The sequence below is a fragment of the Mangrovibacterium marinum genome (assembly GCF_003046625.1).
GTDB classification, from domain to species: Bacteria; Bacteroidota; Bacteroidia; order Bacteroidales; family Prolixibacteraceae; genus Mangrovibacterium; species Mangrovibacterium marinum.
The window spans coordinates 1-20,797 of the sequence record NZ_QAAD01000037.1 but is presented as its reverse complement, the minus strand read 5'-3'; the positions used below and the strand labels follow the sequence as shown (position 1 = coordinate 20,797).

General features: G+C 40.8%; 19 protein-coding genes. 17 read left to right on the top strand and 2 right to left on the bottom strand.

Annotated elements, in window-relative coordinates; all coding sequences use genetic code 11:
- Positions 1–913: 913 nt before the first annotated feature.
- Both C8N47_RS18160 and C8N47_RS18155 read right to left on the bottom strand, forming a co-directional pair.
- A complete protein-coding gene (locus tag C8N47_RS18160) occupies positions 914–1,252 on the bottom strand; it encodes a type II toxin-antitoxin system RelE/ParE family toxin (protein WP_107823998.1) in 339 nt (112 codons plus the stop codon).
- Positions 1,249–1,446 (bottom strand): hypothetical protein, encoded by a 198-nt coding sequence (locus C8N47_RS18155; RefSeq protein ID WP_107823997.1) that lies wholly within the window; start codon positions 1,444–1,446, stop codon positions 1,249–1,251. The genes C8N47_RS18160 and C8N47_RS18155 overlap by 4 nt, the downstream gene beginning before the upstream one ends.
- A gap of 1,130 nt (positions 1,447–2,576) precedes the next feature.
- On the opposite strand from C8N47_RS18155, the gene C8N47_RS18145 reads away from it, so the two are divergent.
- The 17 genes from C8N47_RS18145 to rfbD all read left to right on the top strand — a co-directional run bounded on the left by C8N47_RS18145 (position 2,577) and on the right by rfbD (position 19,912).
- A complete protein-coding gene (locus C8N47_RS18145; protein WP_107823995.1) occupies positions 2,577–3,107 on the top strand; it encodes a transcriptional regulator in 531 nt (176 codons plus the stop codon).
- Positions 3,108–3,125: 18 nt separating this feature from the next.
- A complete protein-coding gene (locus C8N47_RS18140; RefSeq protein WP_107823994.1) occupies positions 3,126–4,172 on the top strand; it encodes an NAD-dependent epimerase in 1,047 nt (348 codons plus the stop codon).
- A 5-nt stretch (positions 4,173–4,177) separates the two neighbouring features.
- Positions 4,178–5,437 (top strand): flippase, encoded by a 1,260-nt coding sequence (locus C8N47_RS18135; protein WP_107823993.1) that lies wholly within the window; start codon positions 4,178–4,180, stop codon positions 5,435–5,437.
- 28 nt (positions 5,438–5,465) lie between these two features.
- A complete protein-coding gene (locus tag C8N47_RS18130; protein ID WP_107823992.1) occupies positions 5,466–6,194 on the top strand; it encodes a glycosyltransferase domain-containing protein in 729 nt (242 codons plus the stop codon).
- Entirely contained in the window at positions 6,195–7,100 is a 906-nt protein-coding gene (locus C8N47_RS18125) for a glycosyltransferase family 2 protein (RefSeq protein WP_107823991.1), read from the top strand.
- A gap of 21 nt (positions 7,101–7,121) precedes the next feature.
- Positions 7,122–8,243 (top strand): EpsG family protein, encoded by a 1,122-nt coding sequence (locus C8N47_RS18120; protein ID WP_107823990.1) that lies wholly within the window; start codon positions 7,122–7,124, stop codon positions 8,241–8,243.
- Positions 8,244–8,246: 3 nt separating this feature from the next.
- Positions 8,247–9,257, top strand: coding sequence for a glycosyltransferase family 4 protein (locus C8N47_RS18115; protein WP_107823989.1), 1,011 nt, complete (start codon positions 8,247–8,249; stop codon positions 9,255–9,257).
- Positions 9,258–9,285: 28 nt separating this feature from the next.
- Positions 9,286–10,338, top strand: a complete 1,053-nt coding sequence (locus C8N47_RS18110) for a glycosyltransferase family 4 protein (protein ID WP_107823988.1) — start codon at positions 9,286–9,288, stop codon at positions 10,336–10,338.
- A gap of 42 nt (positions 10,339–10,380) precedes the next feature.
- The gene (locus C8N47_RS18105; protein ID WP_107823987.1) at positions 10,381–11,529 is read left to right on the top strand and encodes a glycosyltransferase family 4 protein; all 1,149 of its coding nucleotides are present in this window, start codon (positions 10,381–10,383) and stop codon (positions 11,527–11,529) included.
- A gap of 3 nt (positions 11,530–11,532) precedes the next feature.
- Positions 11,533–12,591: a GDP-mannose 4,6-dehydratase gene (gene gmd / locus C8N47_RS18100; RefSeq protein ID WP_107823986.1), complete on the top strand. Its 1,059-nt coding sequence runs from the start codon at positions 11,533–11,535 to the stop codon at positions 12,589–12,591.
- Complete coding sequence (locus tag C8N47_RS18095; protein WP_107823985.1) at positions 12,545–13,471, top strand: GDP-mannose 4,6-dehydratase; 927 nt, start codon at positions 12,545–12,547, stop codon at positions 13,469–13,471. Before gmd ends, C8N47_RS18095 begins: the two co-directional genes overlap by 47 nt.
- A gap of 126 nt (positions 13,472–13,597) precedes the next feature.
- On the top strand, positions 13,598–14,662 hold the full coding sequence (locus tag C8N47_RS18090; protein WP_107823984.1) for a mannose-1-phosphate guanylyltransferase: 1,065 nt from the start codon (positions 13,598–13,600) through the stop codon (positions 14,660–14,662).
- Positions 14,663–14,692: 30 nt separating this feature from the next.
- Positions 14,693–15,745 (top strand): dTDP-glucose 4,6-dehydratase, encoded by a 1,053-nt coding sequence (gene rfbB, locus C8N47_RS18085; RefSeq protein WP_107823983.1) that lies wholly within the window; start codon positions 14,693–14,695, stop codon positions 15,743–15,745.
- 591 nt (positions 15,746–16,336) lie between these two features.
- Positions 16,337–16,633, top strand: a complete 297-nt coding sequence (locus C8N47_RS18080) for a GIY-YIG nuclease family protein (protein WP_107823982.1) — start codon at positions 16,337–16,339, stop codon at positions 16,631–16,633.
- 30 nt (positions 16,634–16,663) lie between these two features.
- On the top strand, positions 16,664–17,581 hold the full coding sequence (gene rfbA / locus C8N47_RS18075; protein ID WP_425436639.1) for a glucose-1-phosphate thymidylyltransferase RfbA: 918 nt from the start codon (positions 16,664–16,666) through the stop codon (positions 17,579–17,581).
- 565 nt (positions 17,582–18,146) lie between these two features.
- The gene (rfbC, locus tag C8N47_RS18070; protein ID WP_107823981.1) at positions 18,147–18,737 is read left to right on the top strand and encodes a dTDP-4-dehydrorhamnose 3,5-epimerase; all 591 of its coding nucleotides are present in this window, start codon (positions 18,147–18,149) and stop codon (positions 18,735–18,737) included.
- 308 nt (positions 18,738–19,045) lie between these two features.
- A complete protein-coding gene (gene rfbD, locus C8N47_RS18065; RefSeq protein WP_107823980.1) occupies positions 19,046–19,912 on the top strand; it encodes a dTDP-4-dehydrorhamnose reductase in 867 nt (288 codons plus the stop codon).
- Positions 19,913–20,797 lie beyond the last annotated feature (885 nt).

The following is a 20,797-nucleotide window of genomic DNA, read 5'->3' as shown; positions in this document are numbered from 1 at the left end:
CAGCGTCATCAAACCGCGGAGGGCGCAAAGAAGACGCGGAGAGCGCGGAGATACATAGTTCACAAATTACACGAATTACTCGAATTAAAGAGCCCCAGAGGAGCGGAGATATTTATAGAAAAGAAACGCCCCTCCCACCCCGCGATGTTGGCAAAAGCGATGAAACCGCAGAGAACGCTGAGAAGACGCGGAGGAATTAGTCACAGTCACAGTCACAGTGTTCAGTCTTTCCCCCTCCGGGGGAATAAGAAGGGAGCATTAACGCTGTCAGGACCTGCGGACGCTGACAGGTTGAAATCATAATCCATCATAAACATCAGCGTCATCAAACCGCGGAGGACGCAAAGAAGACGCGGAGAGCGCGGAGAAAGATAGTCCACAAATTTCACGAATTACACAAATTGAAGAGCCCCAGGCCTTGTCCCGAACTTGCTTCGGGAGGGGCGGAGATATTTATAGAAAAGAAACGCCCCTCCCACCCCGCGATGTTGGCAAAAGCGATAAAACCGCAGAAGACGCGGAGAAAGGCAGTCCACAAATTTTCGCAAATTGATTTGGCCACAAATGACACGAATGAAAAGGCGGTCCACTAATTACACAAATTGAAGAGCCCCAGAGGGGCGGATATATTTATAGCCCGGGGCAGAGCGTAGCGGCACCCCGGGATAAAAGGCGTCCCCTCCACCCCGCGATGTTGGCAAAAGCGATGAAACCGCAGAGAACGCTGAGAAGACGCGGAGGAATTAGTCACAGTCGCAAACCTGGAACTTGAAACTCGCCTTAATTTCCAATAATCAATATTCAATATCGAATAAAAAACAAGAAATAAGAAACCGCAGAACCACAGAACCCCGCGATGCAATCGCTCCGGAACGAGGGTCAATCATCCGCTGGCTGCAAGCTACAAGAACTGCTACAACCCGTAATTTTTCAGAATCTGATTAATTTGTTTGATTTCCACCGACGAGGCTTCACTTTTATCGTAGATCGACACCAGGAAAACGGTGTTGTTATCGCTGGCCAGAATAATGTCCTGATAAGAGATAATCCGCATACCACCACTCTTGCCCTTTCCCTTCGATTTTACCGCTAAGCGGGCTTTAAACAAGCCACCACCAAGGGATGTGCCTTGCGCGCCATTCTTCTCCGTCTCCGATATAAAGACTTCCAGCTCAGATTTTAAGCTACGATATTTCTTAAGCAAGCGCTTAACATCGTGCATAAAATTGTCGAGCAAAATAACTTCGTTCATAAGTCGGATAGAAATTTACGGGCCGGAGTTCCTTGCTTTTTCCCCTTTTTAACCTGATCCAGTTCTGCTAACCCTTTCGAAACACTGTTTACCGCGACAGATTTTTCAATAACGATTGCCTGTCCGCTTGCCCGAAGATATTCCAGCAATGCCTTGCCCGCTTTTGTTTTTTCATTGATAATTACAGTTGCCATAAACCTCGTTGTTTACAACAAACTTACAAAAAAATCGAAAATAAACAGAGCACCATCCGGGTGCTGTGCCTGCGAACCGCAGCGGAATTTAACCGCGGAGGCATTTAACCGCGGAGGGCGCTGAGAAGACGCAAAAGACGCAGAGAAATTAGTCACAGTCGCAGTCACAGTCGCAGTGTTCAGTCCTCCCCCTTTGGGGGAGTTAGAGGGGGCTCCATCAGGACCTGCGGACGCTGACAGGTTGAAATCATAACCCATCATAACCATCAGCGGAATCAAACCGCAAAGGACGCAAAGAAGACGCGGAGAAAGGCGGTCCACGAATTACACGAATTGGTTGACCACGAATTATACAAATCGGTTGTATGGCATTAACGCTGTCAGGACCTGCGGACGCTGACAGGTTGAAATCATAACCCATCATAAACATCAGCAGAATTAAACCGCGAACGTGTTCCGAGTTCACCTCGGAAGGGCGCAGAGATGACGCAAAAGACGCAGAGAAATTAGTCGCAGTCGCAGTCACTGTGTTCAGTCCTCCCCCTTTGGGGGAGTTAGAGGGGGCTTCCAGTCTTTCCCCCTCCGGGGGAATAAGAAGGGGGCTCTCTCTGCGAAACCTCTGCGTCCTTAGCGGTTAAATACGAAACCGCAAAGAACGCAAAGAAGACGCAAAGGCCGCTAACCTGGAACCTGAACACTGCGACTGATCACTGAACACATTCTCTCTGCGCCCTTGGCGAAAACCTCTGCGTCCTCTGCGGTTCCCTCTTCAGGTAACAAAAGCTTAACAAAAAAACTTTCCGAAATGAGTAGTTTTTTTACCCAACTAGTCTATATTTGCGCCTGCGTTTGCAAAAGCTCCGGCCGGTAGCCATACCACTGCCGCAGCCTGGCAAACCAACAGCCGACTCACCCATCACCATGGGACTGAGGAGGCGGAGCCGTGAAAAGCCGCAAGAAACAAGCCGCAAGCCGCAAGCCTCAAGCTTCAAGCCACAAGAAAGAAACAACTTAAAACAGTAACGAAACGCACGGAGAACCTGATCACCGCGACTGCAACTGAACACTAGTCTCCCGCTCACCGTGCACAAAGTCACATTCTAATATTCTGACATTCTAATATTCTAATCTTGCTCGAGTCCCTCATTACATCCCAAACCCGCATTAAGCTCCTCCTAAAGTTCTTCCTGAACGCGGAGACCACTGCTTATTTGCGGGGGCTGGAAGCCGAATTCAAGGAATCTTCCAACGCAATCCGGGTAGAGCTCAATCGTTTCGAAGAAGCAGGGCTTTTAACTTCCAGCAAAGACCAAAACAAAAAGATATACACCGCCAACCGCCAACACCCTTTATTCGATAATCTCCACGGCTTATTATTAAAGCACGTGGGTATTGACCGGATTATTAACGATGTCATCCTCAAACTGGGGAAACTCGAACGGGCCTGGCTGGTGGGCGATATGGCGGCGGGGAAAAATAGCCAAGTGCTAGAGATCGTTTTGGTGGGGGAAGAGATTGATAAGGTGTATTTAAGTGAATTAGTTAAGAAAGCGGAAGCATTAATTAATAGAAAGGTCCTTATTTCTACTTCTAAAATTGAAGACGAGGATAACCAATTAAAGAAAGCAAATAACAGCTTGCTTCTCTGGAAAAACAACTAAAAAAGACAATTTAAAACGATGAAGGTTCTAGTTACCGGTGCTGCCGGATTCATTGGTTTTCATCTCGTAAAGAGATTATTAAACGAAAAGTATGATGTAGTTGGTCTCGACAACATCAACGACTATTACGATATCAATCTTAAATATGCCCGTTTGGCTGAAACAGGTATTTATGCCCCCGAAGAAACTGACCATTCCGGAGGCAAAAACAGGACCTATAACGAAATTGCCTTTGGTAGTACTATCTCGTCGGTAACAAATAACCGATACCGGTTTATCCGTTTAAACCTGGAAGATAAATCAGCCCTTAATCAACTTTTTGAGCAGGAAAAGTTTAACATCGTTGTTAACCTGGCAGCACAAGCAGGGGTACGTTACAGTATTGAAAACCCGGATGCCTATATCCAAAGCAACATTGTTGGATTTTTGAATATACTGGAAGCTTGTCGTCATAATCCGGTCAAACACCTTATATATGCTTCATCTTCTTCTGTGTATGGAGCAAACGCTAAAATTCCTTTTTCTGAAAATGACCAGGTAGACCAACCCGTAAGTTTATATGCAGCGACGAAAAAAAGTAATGAATTGATGGCACATACCTATAGCCATTTGTATAAAATCCCAACAACCGGACTTCGGTTTTTCACCGTATACGGACCTTGGGGACGTCCCGATATGGCGCCAATGCTCTTTGCCAATGCTATTACCAAAGATGAGCTGATTAAGGTTTTTAACAACGGCGAAATGGAACGCGACTTCACCTACGTCGATGATATCGTAGAAGGGATTACCAGACTAATAAATCAAGACATCGATAAATCTGATTTATATCGGGTATTCAACATCGGTAACGGCAGTCCGGTTAACTTAATGGAGTTCATCTCCACAATGGAAAACGCTTTGGGTAAAAAAGCTGAAAAGATAATGATGCCAATGCAGGATGGCGATGTAAAACGCACCTGGGCTGATACCAATGAACTTCAACAAGCAACCCAATACACACCATCGATAAAACTCCAAGAGGGTATCGGTAATTTTGCCAGTTGGTTTAAAGCCTTTAATTAGCACTTATGGTTGAAAAGATAAAACAGGCTCTGGTCAATCATAAGACCCTCATCCAAAATTTTTCATATCTATCCGCCCTTCAGGTATTCAATATGCTAATCCCATTGATCACCTATCCATATCTCATTCGGGTATTGGGTAAGGAAACCTATGGACTTATTGTATATGCACAGGCAATCGTTGGCTACCTATTAATTTTAGTGAGTTTTGGTTTTAACATTTCAGCAACAAAAGACATAAGCGTTAATAGACATAATAAAGAAAAGCTAAATGAGATTGTAAGCAGTGTATTAATTATTAAAAGCGTATTATTTGTTTTTGCACTTGCTATTCTTTTTGTAGCGTTAAACTTTATTCCCCAAGCACGGGATTCAAAAGTTCTATTCTACCTGACCATGTGGATGTGTCTTTATGAGGTAATATTTCCGATTTGGTATTTTCAAGGAATAGAACAAATGAAATATATCACTTACATTACATTAGTTAGTAGAATAACCTTTTTCGCATTAATCTTTGTACTAATTCATGAACCATCAGACTATTTATTTGTACCAATAATAAATGGAGTTGGAGCCATAATAGCTGGGAGTGCATCTCTTTACATCATATTCAAAATACACAAAATAAAGCTAAAAAAACCATTATTAAGCCATTTAAAACAATATTGTTCAGACAGTTTTTATTTATTTCTGTCAACTTCATCTATACAGATCGTTTTAAACGCAAATAAAATAATTATCGGTACATTTTTGGGATTGAAAGAAGTAGCATATTATGATCTAGGACAGAAAATTCTGAACCTATTAAAAGTTCCCCTCGCAATAGTTACCCAGGTATTATTTCCACATATCAGTAAAACTAAAGACATAAATCTTCTCAACAGATTGATAATATTTACAACAATTTTCACAACAATATCATACTTCAGTTTGTGGATATTTAGCCCTTATGCAGTTACCATATTTGCAGGTTCAGATATGCTAGAAGCAGTCAGTATTGTTAGAATTTTATGTATATCATTTGTTTTAGTCGGTATAAGTCAATATTTAGGATCTATGCGACTTATTCCTTACGGCTATAATAAACTATATGCATATGCAACGACGAGTACCTTGCTCATATATTTTATCTTAGTACTTATAGCGGGAACCTCTAATCAAATTAACATTATATTTTTATCTTGGACCTCTGTTTTTGTTGATCTTTGGATGGTTCTTATTTACGTTTATTACAATTCGAAAAAGGGCATCCTTATAAAAGTTTAATGTATAATGTTTAACATTCCTTCTAAAAATGAAAAAAGTAATCTACACATGCCTAACTGGCAACTATGATGCACTCCAAAATCCTAAATACATCATGGAAGGCTGGGATTATATTTGTTTTACAGATACACCAGATAAGCATACGAGCAATAATATCTGGCAATACAGACAGATTCCCAGTAAAGTGAAGGATAACCTAAGACGATCTCGCTATGTAAAATTAAAGCCCCACGAAGTCTTACAAGAATATAATATTTCCGTTTATATTGACTCAAACATTACAATACTAGACAACAAGTTAGAAGAAAGAATAGATCAACTTCTTAAGTTGAATTCTAAAATATCGATAGCCAAGCATCCTGAGCGTAACTGCATATATAAAGAGGGAGAAGTTTGTATCAGAGAGCGCCTAGATAGAAAAAGAACCATAACAAAACAATTACGGTATTTAAACGAGCAAAAGTTCCCTAAGCACTTTGGTTTATACGAGAACAATATTATATTCCGGCAACACAACGATCCCCAGATAGTTACCTTGGGAAATGAGTGGTGGAATTTGTATTTAAACTACAGTAAAAGAGACCAATTAAGTTTAGCTTACTTACTTTGGCAAAACGGGATTGAATGTACCCCTTTGTTTAGGGGTAGTTTTAATGTTCGAGAATCTTCTTCATTTCAATACACCCAACACGAAAAACGAGCTGGAACAATTACCAAAAGACTCATCGAGTTTATTAAAAAATATTTCATCAAATAAATGAGAATTGACGCTTCCATAATCATTGTAAATTACAATACGAAAGAACTAACTCTCCAATGTCTTAAATCAATATATAAACAAACCAAAGGAGGAGTAAGTTTCGAAGTTATCGTAGTTGATAATGGCTCAAAAGATAATTCAGTTGTTTCTATTAGAGAGCAATACCCTCAAATCGTATTAATTGAATCAAATAAGAACCTAGGATTTGGGAAAGCCAACAATCTTGGAGCCAAACAAGCAAAAGGGAAATATCTGTTTCTACTGAACTCAGACACCATCTTACTAAACAACGCTGTCAAGATATTCTTTGACTATTGTGAGCAAGAGCACAATCCAGATATATCCTTGGCCGGTTCAATCTTACTAGATATTGATAAAAAGCCAATCCATTCTTCCGGAAATTTTCCGTCTAAACGGAAAATACTGAGATTAGTATTAGGTGGATACCTTGACCGAAATTACTTTGAGAATAACAACAATATTGAGCGACTAAACTTTACCAATAAAAACCATTTTATAGTCGATTACATAACTGGAGCTGATCTTTTCATTCGGAAGGATTTATTCAACCGAATCAATGGATTTGATCGCGATTATTTTATGTACTATGAAGATTCTGATTTGCAAAAAAGAACAAACGATTTAGGCTACAAATCATATATTATCAATGGTCCGCAAATCATCCATTTGGAGGGTAAGAGTAATAAAAAACCAAGCTTTAATTTGCAAAAAAGAAAGATGGTCACAAAAAGTATGTTCACTTATTTCAGAAAACATTCCAATATAGCTACTTATATCTTTTTTAGGGTATTATACTTATTAGCAAGAACACCAATACTTTTTGATAATCGGATAAAGATAAAAGAAAGGTTGTCTTACCTTACATTTCTTACCTTTAATTAATTTCATCAAGCAAAAATACGAATGTATATCTTTGCAAATTTACTTTTGATTTTGGTCGCTGGATTATCAGTAATAAAAAGATTTTCCCCAAAGACAACTTTCTCGCTACTTTTAGTGCTTTTTGCTTTTTTGGTAATCCACGACGGTTTGAGATGGGAAACAGGTACTGATTGGAACAACTATTACAGATATTTCACGGGCTGCCTTTCCGGAAACTTAGATTCTGTTTATCGATTTGATCCAGGTTACCAATTCATTAATAAATTAATACGAGGCATAACTGGTGAATATACTTTATTCTTGATATTTCACGCGATTTTTGTTTATACGTTTCTTTTCCTTTCGATAAACAAATATTCACCGTACAAATTTGTCTCTATATTTTTGTTGTACAGCCTGATGATACCATTTCTGGGCATGAACCGCCAATACTTAACCCTAGTTATCGCCGTTTTTCTTATACAATATATTCAGAGACAGGATTATTTTAAGGTTATAACCATTATTGTTGTTTGTTTTCTTTTTCATACTTCTATTTTACTGTTTATCCCTGCATTATTTTTAAATAGACGTTTTTCAACCAAAACAATTTTAATTGCACTTTCCTTATCAATAGTAATTGCGTTGTCTGGATTAATTAACAAAATTCCCTCCTCTGTATTTGTGCTACTTGGCTCTTCTGTAAGCTCAAAAGCAGAATACTACATGTCTGGTATTGCCCATAAAATAACGGCAAACCCATTATTTACTTTTTTAGCAATAGTGAAAAGGATATTCTGGCTCATTTTTTTGATCAAATTCCGGTCTAAACTTGAAATAGAGAATAAATATTTCAATTTGCTGTTAAACATGTATGTCGTAAGTTCAATGATTTATTTAATATTCAACAATACAATTTTCCAGATAATCGTTGAACGGGGACTTCTTTATTATAATATTGTCGAAATATTTTTAATTCCCTTACTTCTCTCCCTATTCAAAAAAAAATTGAATAGAATAGCACTATTCGGATTAATTTTGATCTATGGGATCATCACTCAGATTAAGGGGATAAACGGGTATGTACGACCTGGATATGATGATATCTTTAGACCTTATAAAGGGCTCTTTATTAATACCGATTTTCATCGAAACATGCACTAAATCATGAATATTACTTATTTCCAACGCTCTCCTAAAGTAGGCATTAGTATTCACAAAGTATTCACTCCAATTATAAATGCAATTGCTAAAGAGGAAGAGGTTATTAGTTACGATGTTCCTTCTCCGCGTTCTACTCCTTTGGGCATTTTGAAAAACCTCTGGTTTGTATATAAACATAGAAGCAAAACAGGGATTAACCATATTACAGGTGATATACATTATTGTATCTTAGCTCTGGTAGGATGCAAAACCGTACTAACAGTACATGACGATTCAGCAATTTCACGACCAAGAAAAGACACTCTCAGTATCCATATATATCTAAAGTTTAAAGAATTACTATGGTTTAAATTACCAATTAAGTATGCTACAAAAATTATCTGTATTTCTCAACACACAAAAAACTCGTTGAAAAAATGGGACAATACGGATAAAATGCAAGTCATATATGATCAAATAGATACTGAATTTAAGTATTCGCCAAAAGACTTTAATGCTCAAAAACCAACTATTCTACATGTAGGTACAGAACCCCATAAAAATTTAGAAACTGTAATACAATCATTAACTGGACTTAATTGCATTTTGAGAATATTAAAACCTATGTCTGATAAACAAAAACGACTAGCAGAATCTAACAATATCAATTATCATAATCCAGTAGACATTAGTAATGAAGAATTAATTCAGGAATATAGAAATGCTGATATTATTAGTTTTCCCTCTTCTTTTGAAGGTTTTGGCCTCCCCATTATAGAAGGTCAAGCTACTGGCAGAGTCGTAATTACATCCAACATGGCGCCGATGAATGAAATAGCAGGATTAGGTGCATTTTTAGTGAAAAATCCCAAAGATCCAGAAGAAGTAAGAAAGGCGATTGTAGATCTTATTAAAGATCAAAGCTTAAGAGATAATTTAATTGAAAACGGATTAAAAAACTCTTCTAAGTTTTCATTAGATACCGCGGTTAAAAACTATAAAAGTATTTATCAAAAAATAGCAATATCTAAATAATTAAGAAACCATTCTCATAAATACAAACATGATATTTGTTAATGCTCGATTTTTAACTCAAAAGATCACTGGAGTTCAACGCTTTGCTATTGAAATTTCCATAAGGCTCAAAAACTCACTGAAAGACGAAATACAATTTGTCGCTCCTAAAAATATATTACATGAGGAGATCGCACAGAAATTAAATGTAAGTATCGTAGGAAAAACTCGAGGCCACCAGTGGGAGCAGGTTACACTTCCTCTTTATTTGAAAAAGCAGAAATCGCCCTTACTTTTAAACCTGTGTAACACTGCACCAATAAATTATTCGAACAATATTGTAACTGTTCATGATTTAGCTTTTCTGGCTCATCCCAAATGGTTCTCATGGAAATTTAGGCTATTTTATAAGTTTTTAATCCCCAAAATTATAGACCATGCAAAAAAAGTTATTACCGTAAGCCAATTTTCTAAAGATGAGATTATAAAAAGATTAAGCACCCCTGAAAATAAAATTTCAATAGTACACAATGCTGTTTCCGATAATTTAATCGAATCAAAGAAATGTTCTTCAAAATCAAATTTTATTCTTTTTGTAGGTTCACAAGATCCTCGGAAGAATATCCAAAGTATCATTCAAGCGATGAAGTACTTGCCCCCTGAAATCCACTTGAAGCTAGTTGGAGGGAAAGCAGATAGCTTTAATGAACAATTAAATGAAATACCTAAAGAAATTCGACACAGAATTCATCTTACTGGTTACCTTCCCGATAAAGAGCTTAATCGATTATATAAAGACGCAAATGCATTTGTATACCCATCTCATTATGAAGGATTCGGATTGCCTCCTTTAGAAGCACAAGCATTGAGCTGCCCGGTAGTAGTCTCTGACATCCCAGTTTTCAGAGAAATCCTAAAAGATTCTGCTACCTACTGCAATCAAAATGATCCAAGCGATATTGCGAACAAAATAAATTTAATCTGCAACCAAACAGGAGAGGAAAGAAACAGCATGATAGAAAAAGGCAGAAGAAATGTAGAACGATTTTCCTGGGGTGAATCTGCAGCAATAATTGAAAAAATTATTACCCATTACTGTTAAGATCCGAATCTCTCAAAAGATTTAATAAAAGACAAATACACTATGAAAAAAGCATTAATCCACGATTGGTACACGGTCTATGGCGGTGCTGAAAGATGCGTAGAGTGTTTTACGAATATATGGGATGATTTTGACCATTATTCCTTAATCGACGACCTATCTGCTGAGCATCGGGAAATCATGTTAAAAGGTAAATCAACAAAAAACTCCTTTATACAAAAACTTCCATGGGGGAAAACGAAATACCGACAGTACTTACCGCTATTCCCCTTGGCAATTGAACAATTCGATCTGTCGGATTATGAACTAATTCTATCGTCATCTTCATGTGTTGCAAAAGGCGTTTTAACCAGACCCGACCAGCTACATATATCGTATGTTTATTCACCGGTTAGATATGCATGGGATCTGTACCATCAGTACCTGAAAGAGTCAAAACTGGAAAAGGGCCTTAAAGGTCTGATTGCAAAATATTTCTTGTATAAACTTCGATTATGGGATTATTCTACAGCTAATCGCCCGGATTACTATATCGCAATCTCGCAATATGTAGCCAACCGAATCAAGAAGATATATAACAAAGATTCAATCGTCATTTATCCCCCCGTTGATACCGATTTATACACCTTAACGACAGAAAGGGACGATTATTTTATCACAAGCTCCCGCATGGTACCCTATAAAAAAATGGACCTCATTGTAGAGGCATTTTCAGAAAGCGGAAGAAAATTGATCGTTATTGGAGATGGGCCGGATTTTCAAAAGATAAAAAAACTAGCCAAACCAAATGTAATTCTAAAGGGATATGTCGGAAGGGATGAAATGCTGAAGCTAACGCAAAAAGCACGTGCATTTATTTTCGCCGCAGAAGAAGACTTTGGTATTGCCCCGATTGAAGCTCAAGCCTGTGGCGTGCCTGTTATTGCCTATGGCAAAGGCGGTGCCTTAGAGACCATAAAAGGAATCTTTCCCAATAAGCAAGACTTTAAGTCCGAAACAACAGGCGTATTTTTCGAACAACAGACCACTGAGTCACTAAACCAGGCTGTTGATTATTTTGAAAAAAATGAGAAACTATTCAAACCAGTCGAAATTCGCAAAAATGCGGAAAGGTTTAGCAAACAGCGATTTGAAGAAGAGTTCAGAACCACAATAGAAACATTACATAATAACTGGAAAAATAACAGATAAAAAATGAAAAAAGCGTTAATTACAGGAGTAACCGGACAAGATGGTGCCTATCTGACTAAACTTCTAATATCTGAAGGATATAAAGTATTCGGGACATTTAGAAGGAATTCATCTGTTAATTTTTGGAGATTGCAAGAATTGGGGATGCACAACCATCCAAACTTAAAGTTGGTTGAATTTGATTTAACAGATCAGGCCAATTGTATTCATTTAATTTCCGAAATCCAACCGGACGAAGTTTACAACCTGGCAGCACAAAGCTTCGTGGGTGTATCTTTTAAACAACCGTTAACGACAGCTTCAGTAACAGGAATTGGTGCCTTACATTTACTTGAAGCAATCCGCATCGTCAATCCCAAAATAAAATTCTACCAGGCATCTACTTCCGAGATGTTTGGAAAAGTACACGAAATTCCTCAAAAAGAAACGACATTCTTTCACCCGAGGAGCCCTTATGGGGTAGCTAAACTTTTTGCACACTGGGCTACAATCAACTACCGGGAATCTTATGATATTTTTGGTGTTTGTGGAATTCTTTTTAATCATGAATCACCTCTGAGAGGGAAAGAATTTGTTACGCGGAAAATCACCGATGCCGTTGCTGGAATTAAGCTCGGAACCGCTGATATTCTTGAACTGGGTAACCTGGATGCCAAAAGAGACTGGGGTTACGCTGAAGAGTATGTTGAATGTATGTACCGCATGATGCAGCAAGAAACTCCGGATACCTTCGTTATAGCAACGAACAGAACAGAAACCGTAAGGGATTTTGTAACCATGGCCTTCAAAGCAATTGATATCAATATCGCATGGGAAGGAACCGGCGAGAATGAAATTGGTATCAACAAAGCTAACGGAGAAACCTTAGTGAAAGTAAACCCTGAATTTTACAGACCAGCCGAAGTAGAACTTTTGATTGGAGACCCTTCGAAAGCAAAAACGATGCTTGGTTGGGCTCCAAAAACTACCCTTGAGGAGTTATGTAAGATGATGGTTGAAAAAGATATTGAAAGAAATGAAAAAGCAATTAACGCAGGAATTACAGCGGGAACCAGCTTCTAACAAAGTTTTCATAACCGGGATAGATGGTTTTACCGGGAAGTATGTAGAACAGCAATTGCTGGGTCTGGGCTATGAGGTATTTGGAACAACTGTAAATAAAGTCAACGCATCCCAAAACCACATCACTTGTGATTTAAGGAACTTTGACGAAATTTATAATGCCTTAAATGCCATCAACCCCAACTACATTCTTCACTTTGCCGGTATTTCGTATGTTGGCGAAATGAATAAGTCTCTGATCTACGACGTAAATGTAATTGGAACCGAAAACCTGTTAAACGCAATTTTGATTGCAGGATTAGAGCCGACTAAAGTAATACTTGCCAGTAGTGCCACTGTATACGGGAACCAAGACTCAGCAATTTTGGATGAATCGATGTGTCCAAAACCTGTTAACCATTATGGTTACAGTAAATTAATCATGGAACATCTGGCTACTACTTACTTTGACAAATTGAACCTAATCATTACGCGTCCATTCAACTATACAGGCCCTTTGCAAGATGAGAAATTCCTTATTCCTAAGATTGTTAGCCATTTTAAACGTAAGGAGAGCGTAATTGAGCTGGGTAATATCAATGTAGCACGTGAATTCAACCATATTTCAGATATTTCAAATATCTATTTAAGCTTAATGAAATGTGATACAACTGGAAGCATTGTAAATCTTTGTTCCGGAAAGCCTGTTTATCTATTGGATATTATCAAACACCTAAACAGCCTCGCCGGATATGAGATCTCAGTTAAAGTAAATGAAGCCTTTGTTCGCAAGAATGAAATCCCGGTTCTGACAGGTTGCACAAAAAAGCTATACTCAGCTATTGATTATGAGTGTAGAATGACAATAGAAGGTACCCTGCTTGATATGTATAATTCATAATAGTCTATTTTGTCTTTTATGAAGAGATAAAATAAACAAAATACATTCCTGTTTTTAAGTTAGGCTATAGCGGGAATCCGTTATAGTCTAATTTTTTAAATAATTAAACTTTAAGCCAAACCATTTATGAACAACAATAATCTGGTGATCATGGCCGGAGGTGTCGGAAGTCGTTTTTGGCCCATGAGTACCACCGAAACACCAAAGCAATTTATTGACATATTGGGTGTGGGAAGAACACTCTTACAACTAACATTTGATCGCTTTAAAGATATCTGTCCTCCTGAAAATATTTGGGTCGTAACATCGGAAAGTTATAAGAATCTGACACTATCCCAGCTACCGGAGCTAACCTCTGAGCAAGTTCTTTTAGAACCATGCATGCGCAATACAGCTCCCTGTATCGCTTATGCAAGCTGGAAAATAAAGAGTCGTAATCCTCAAGCAAATTTAATTGTATCGCCTGCAGATCACATCGTAGCCAATACGGAAGAATTTAAACGCGTTATAAAGGAAAGTCTTGAGTTTACTGCAAAGCATAATAAAATTATTACACTGGGAATAAAGCCTCACCGACCGGAAACCGGTTATGGCTATATTCAGGCATCAGAATTTAAAGATTCATTAACCTCCGCTCTTTCCCCCGTCCAGGCTTTTCGTGAAAAGCCAAATCTTGAGAAAGCACAAAAATACATTGAAGCAGGCAACTATTTCTGGAATGCCGGGATATTTGTATGGAATATATCTTCTATCGAAAATGCCTATAGAACCTATCTCCCGACAATGGCTTCCCTTTTCGATACTGGAGATCCCCATTGGTTTACATTGGATGAACAAAGCTTTATTAATACCAACTTTCCTAACTGCGAAAAGATATCTGTCGATTACGGGATCATGGAGCAAGCAGATAACATTTATGTCTATCCTGCTGACTTTGGGTGGAGTGATTTGGGAACATGGGGCTCTCTATATGACCTATTGCCTAAAAATGTGGGGAGTAATGCAGTGATCGGCAACCAAGTAAAAATAATTGATTCGGAAAATTGTGTTGTAAACATCCCCTCAGATAAAAAAGTCGTGATTCAAGGATTAAACAATTTTATCGTTGCAGAAAAAGACAATACACTACTTATCTGCAACAAGGATGATGAACAAAATATCAGAGAATACTCGACATTATTAAATAAATAGAACTTCTTTTCTGAATAAAGCAAAGTATAAATGAAAACAATCCTAATCACCGGTGGCGCTGGTTTTATCGGCTCCCATGTTGTTCGCTTATTTGTGAACAATTACCCGGATTATAAAATTGTCAACCTCGACAAGCTGACTTATGCCGGCAACTTAGCCAACTTGAAGGATCTGGAAAACAAGCCCAATTACGAGTTTGTAAAAGCAGATATTGTAGACAGCGAAGCGATGTTTGAGCTGTTTCGGGAGAAACAGTTTGATGGTGTCATTCACCTGGCTGCCGAAAGTCACGTGGACCGTTCAATTGCTAACCCGATGGAGTTTGTGATGACTAATGTGATCGGTACCGTTAACCTGTTGAATGCAGCACGCTCGATTTGGACGGATAATACAGAAGATAAATTGTTTTATCATATTTCAACCGACGAGGTATATGGCTCCTTGGGTAAAGAGGGTCTATTTGAGGAAACGACCAAATATGATCCACATAGCCCTTACTCAGCATCCAAAGCCAGTTCCGACCATTTTGTCCGGGCTTACTGCGATACCTTTGGCTTACCAACCTTGGTTTCCAACTGTTCCAACAACTACGGTTCCTTCCAGTTCCCGGAAAAGCTGATTCCGCTTTTTATTAATAACATCAAGCATAACAAACCCCTACCCGTTTACGGCAAAGGGGAAAACATCCGCGACTGGCTGTGGGTCGAAGATCACGCTCGTGCCATTGATGTCATTTTCCATAACGGGAAGGTTGGTGAAACTTATAACATTGGTGGTCACAACGAATGGACTAACATTAGCCTGATCAAATTGATGTGCTCCATCATGGATCGCAAATTAAACCGCGAACCGGGAACATCCGAAAAATTAATCACCTACGTAAAAGACCGTGCCGGTCACGATCTTCGCTATGCCATCGACTCCACCAAACTTCAAAAAGAACTCAACTGGGTTCCCAGCCTGCAATTTGAAGAAGGACTGGAAAAGACCATTGACTGGTACCTTGTTAATGAGGAATGGATGGAGAATGTGACCAGTGGGGATTACCAGAAGTATTATGAGGTGCAGTATGCCCAACGGTAACGTCATTGCGAGGAGTGAGGTACGAACGACGAAGCAATCTCCCCGCAACCAGGTAAAGATTGCTTCTCCGGCAGCTGCCGGATCGCAATGACGTGACTTGCGGGGTGAGCGACCGAAGGGAGCGAACCATCCCCCCCTACCACGCCGTCATTGCGAGGGAGGAACGACCGAAGCAAACTGTCCCTCACGACCACGTCATTGCGAGGAGGTACGACGAAGCAATCCCTTCGTCATTAAACAACAGATTGCCGCGCTGCGCTCGCAATGACGGAAACCCAACCACGTCATTGCGAGGAGGCACGACGAAGCAATCTGCCCCTTACGGAGCGCGTCATTGCGAGGAGTGAGGTACGAACGACGAAGCAATCTCCCCGCAACCAGCCAGAGATTGCTTCGCTGCGCTCGCAATGACGGAAAACCAACCTCGTCATTGCGAGGAGAAACGACGAAGCAAACTGTCCCGAAACCAGGTAAAGATTGCTTCGCTACACTCGCAATGACGGTCATCGTCAACAGCAGATTGCCACTCCGGCAACAGCCGGATCGCAATGACGGTTTCGGCAGATCGCAATGACGAATAAAATAAAAACAATGGAACGAGGCGGCTACATTTACATTCTGACGAATAAAAACAATACGGTACTTTATACCGGTGTAACAAGCGCGCTGACCAAACGGCTATACGAACATAAAACCGGATTTTATAAAGATTCATTTACCTCAAGGTACAATGTATCCAAACTGGTCTATTACGAGTGTTTTACAAGTATCGAAGAAGCGATTATTCGGGAAAAGCAGATCAAGGCAGGATCAAGAAAAAAGAAGTTGGATCTGATTAATCGATTTAATCCCGAATGGAAAGATTTGTCAGGAACTGTTACTGAATAGATCGCCTTTGGTTTTCTTAATTACCTCGCAATGATGAATCAACGAATCAACATCCATCATCAATTCAACAACACCATGAAAGGAATCATATTAGCAGGAGGCTCCGGAACACGCCTCTACCCCATTACCCGGGGAATATCCAAACAACTGTTGCCCATCTACGATAAACCGATGATCTATTACCCGCTGTCGGTACTCATGCTGGCAGGGATCCGGGAAATCCTGATTATCTCAACCCCGGAGGATCTACCCAACTTTGAAAAGTTATTGGGAACCGGCGAAGAATTGGGTTTAAAATTCAGCTATAAAGTACAACCCAGCCCGGATGGTCTTGCGCAGGCTTTCACCTTAGGAGCAAATTTTATCGGCGATGACGATGTTTGCATGGTACTGGGCGATAATATCTTCTATGGTCATGGTTTTACACAATTGTTACAAGATGCCCGTAAAAACGTGGAAGTCGAGAAGAAGCCAACCGTTTTCGGGTACTACGTAAACGACCCGGAACGCTATGGTGTGGCAACTTTCGATGAAAACGGCAATGTCACATCCATTGAGGAAAAGCCGGAAAAACCGGCATCAAACTACGCTGTTGTTGGCTTATACTTCTATACGAACGATGTGGTAAAAGTGGCTAATGAAATTCAGCCATCAGCCCGTGGTGAATATGAAATCACAACGGTTAACCAACAATACCTCGACGAAGGTCGTTTGAAGGTTGAATTGATGGGGCGTGGTTATGCCTGGCTCGATACCGGTACGCATAAGTCCTTCCTGGATGCCAGCACCTTTATCGAAACCGTTGAAACCCGCCAAGGGCTAAAGATCGCCTGCATCGAAGAAATCGCCTATAAAATGGGCTACATCAACAAAGAGCAGCTCGTAAAACTAGCCGAACCATTGAGCAAAAATGCTTATGGTCAGTATTTGCTAAAGTTGGTTAAGTAATTTTCGCCGTCATTGCGAGGAGGAACGACGAAGCAATCTCTCCCTTACGACCACGTCATTGCGAGGAGGCACGACGAAGCAATCTCCCCCTACGACCACGTCATTGCGAGGAGGCACGACGAAGCAATCTCACCCTACGACCACGTCATTGCGAGGAGGCACGACGAAGCAATCTGTCCCTCACACCAACCGCGTCATTGCGAGGAGGTACGACGAAGCAATCTCCCCCTACGACCACGTCATTGCGAGGAGGTACGACGAAGCAATCTCCCCCTACGACCACGTCATTGCGAGGAGGCACGACGAAGCAATCTCCCCCTACGACCTCGTCATTGCGAGGAGGAACGACGAAGCAATCTGCCCCTTACGGAGCGCGTCATTGCGAGGAGGCACGACGAAGCAATCTCACCCGAAACCAGGTAAAGATTGCCACGCTGCGCTCGCAATGACGGGAGATAAACAACAGATTGCCACTCCGGCAACTGCCGGATCGCAATGACGAATCAAGAACCGGGATAAGAGCTCGCTACGCTCGCAAATCCATTCAACAATTCAACAACAAAACATGAACATCATCCAAACAAACATACCCGACGTGCTGATCTTCGAACCCAAAGTGTTCGGTGATTCACGCGGTTACTTTTTTGAGTCATTCCGGCAAGACGTTTTTGAACAAGCTGTCGGAAAAATCCACTTTGTGCAGGACAATCAGTCCAAGTCGTCGTACGGCGTTTTGCGCGGACTACATTTTCAGCGTCCACCCTACACCCAATCCAAGTTGGTTCGGTGCATTGAAGGCGAAGTATTGGACGTTGCCGTAGACATCCGGATCGGTTCTCCTACTTACGGACAATATGCAGCAGTAAGGTTGTCTGCTGAAAACCAACGCCAGTTATGGGTGCCGCAAGGTTTTGCCCACGGCTTTATCGTACTGAGCGAAACAGCCATTTTCGCCTACAAATGCGACAACTACTACGCGCCCGAATACGATGGCGGTATTGCCTGGAATGATCCGTCAATTGGCATCGACTGGCTAATCCCTGAAAAAGACATTCAACTTTCCGGTAAAGACCAGCAACATCCGGCCATGTACGTCATCAAGGATTTTAGCTACGAGCAATTCAAACAAGCAGCGATTTATCCAAAAGCGAAATAAAACGAGGCTGAAAAAGGCTCGAATGCGAATAGAATGAGTGCGGCCTATTTTTATCAAAACCGGAATCAAACTGAAAGCTTAGTGCAAACGGGAAGTTCCGACGCGAGGAGGAAATCACCCGTTGAACTTAGCTTTTAGAACGATGGAGGTTGAAGATAAAAATCAGCCTTGACCTTTTTGTTTACTTTTTGAGTCAAGTCAAAAAGTGAAATCCGTCTGATAAGACAATAGACACAATAGAAACCAGAATTAAGTTCAAAGAACCAAGCCATTTTGATCTTAATAGTACAAACGATTTTAAGAATCCCATGCATATCCTCATAACCGGTTCCAACGGACAACTCGGCACTGAGATCAAAAAATTAGTAACCCAATACCCTGATTGGCAATTTAGCTTTGCCGATCTCCCCGAATTAGACATTACCAATCAAGAACAGCTTGAAGGCAGAATCCAGTCGGACAAAATCACAGCTATCATCAATTGTGCTGCCTATACAGCTGTTGACAAAGCCGAAAGCGACATCGAAACTGCAGAAGCAGTCAACGCAACTGGCCCGGCTATTTTAGCACAATTGGCCGCAAAGCATCAGTTGCTGTTCATTCATATTTCCACCGACTTCGTTTTTGATGGGAAAAGCTGTTTGCCTTACACCGAAGATCAACCAACCAATCCGATCTGTGTTTACGGAAGTACCAAATTAAAAGGGGAACAACTTGTACTGGAATATAATCCTCAAGCTGTGATTATCCGCACTTCCTGGCTTTACTCGGCTCATGGTAACAACTTTGTAAAAACCATGCAACGACTTGGAGCCGACCGGGAGCAATTAACGGTTATTTTTGATCAAATTGGCACCCCAACCTGGGCTGCAGACTTAGCACAAACGTGTCTGCAAGTTTTGGCTGATCCGGAAACAGGAAAGTCGAAAACAGGCATCTATCATTTTTCCAACGAAGGCATAGCATCCTGGTATGACTTTGCGCTAGAAATCATGCAACAATCGGGTCTCCAATGCCGGGTTCTGCCAATCGAAACCAAAGATTATCCGACTCCGGCCAAACGCCCGGCCTTTAGTGTGATGAATAAAGCCAAAATCAAACAGACTTTTGGCATAACGATTCCCCACTGGAAAGAGAGCTTGGAGAAATGCATTGAAGAATTAAGCTCTATTTAGGCCCTCCCACGCTGGCGCGGGTCTGAGCGCCCCCCTTCCGGCATCGTTATGGCGCGCAAAGCGAAGCCAGCTTTCACCTCGAAACGCCGGAGAAGCAATGACGAGCAATTGGAAGCGATGGTGGGTTGAGCTGGCGACTTCCAGTTCTGCTGCTGTTGAGCTGGTGACTCTCAGTTCACCGGCTCAATAAGAGGGACAAGAGTGCATAAGTCCGTGAGTCCATAAGTACATAAGTACGGGTACAACCGGCGACTTCTCACTTCTACATTTCTTATTGATTATTCGATATTTTGCATTTTAGGAAACTGGGAAATTAAGTGCATGAGTACCATAGTACATGAGTGCATAAGTACGGGGCAACTAGCGAGCTGGTAACTGAAGGGGGCTCCCTCTGCCCCCGCTGCCCCTCGTTTGAGCAAAGCGGAAACGAGGGGCTAGTTGGTAGTCGTTTATAACGACATTTAATACTGTCCCCCTCGAACCGTCATCCTAATGCAGATCAGGATCTCTTGCTCGCTGATCCGGTGCCCATCAAACAAAGCCGAAAGCCTTCGCGCCCCTCTGCCCCTCGTTTGAGCGCTAGCGGTAACGAGGGGTGAGTTGTCTTTGAGTTTGTAACTCAGCAGTAGGGCATTCCCGAGAAAAGGATCCGATCTATATCAACAGATCGGATCCTTTTTCGTCCCCACAAAGCGCTAAGAAACCTTATTCCAGAACTCAACCTTAGTAGAAAACAGCAGAGAAAAGACAATCAATCCCTCTGCCCCTCGTTTGAGCGCTAGCGGTAACGAGGGGCTAGTTGTCTTTGAGTTTATAACTCACTTCAGGTGGTGGTGTGAACATGCACAAATCCCTTTTCCCCGGCATAGTCCCTGGCCGAACTAT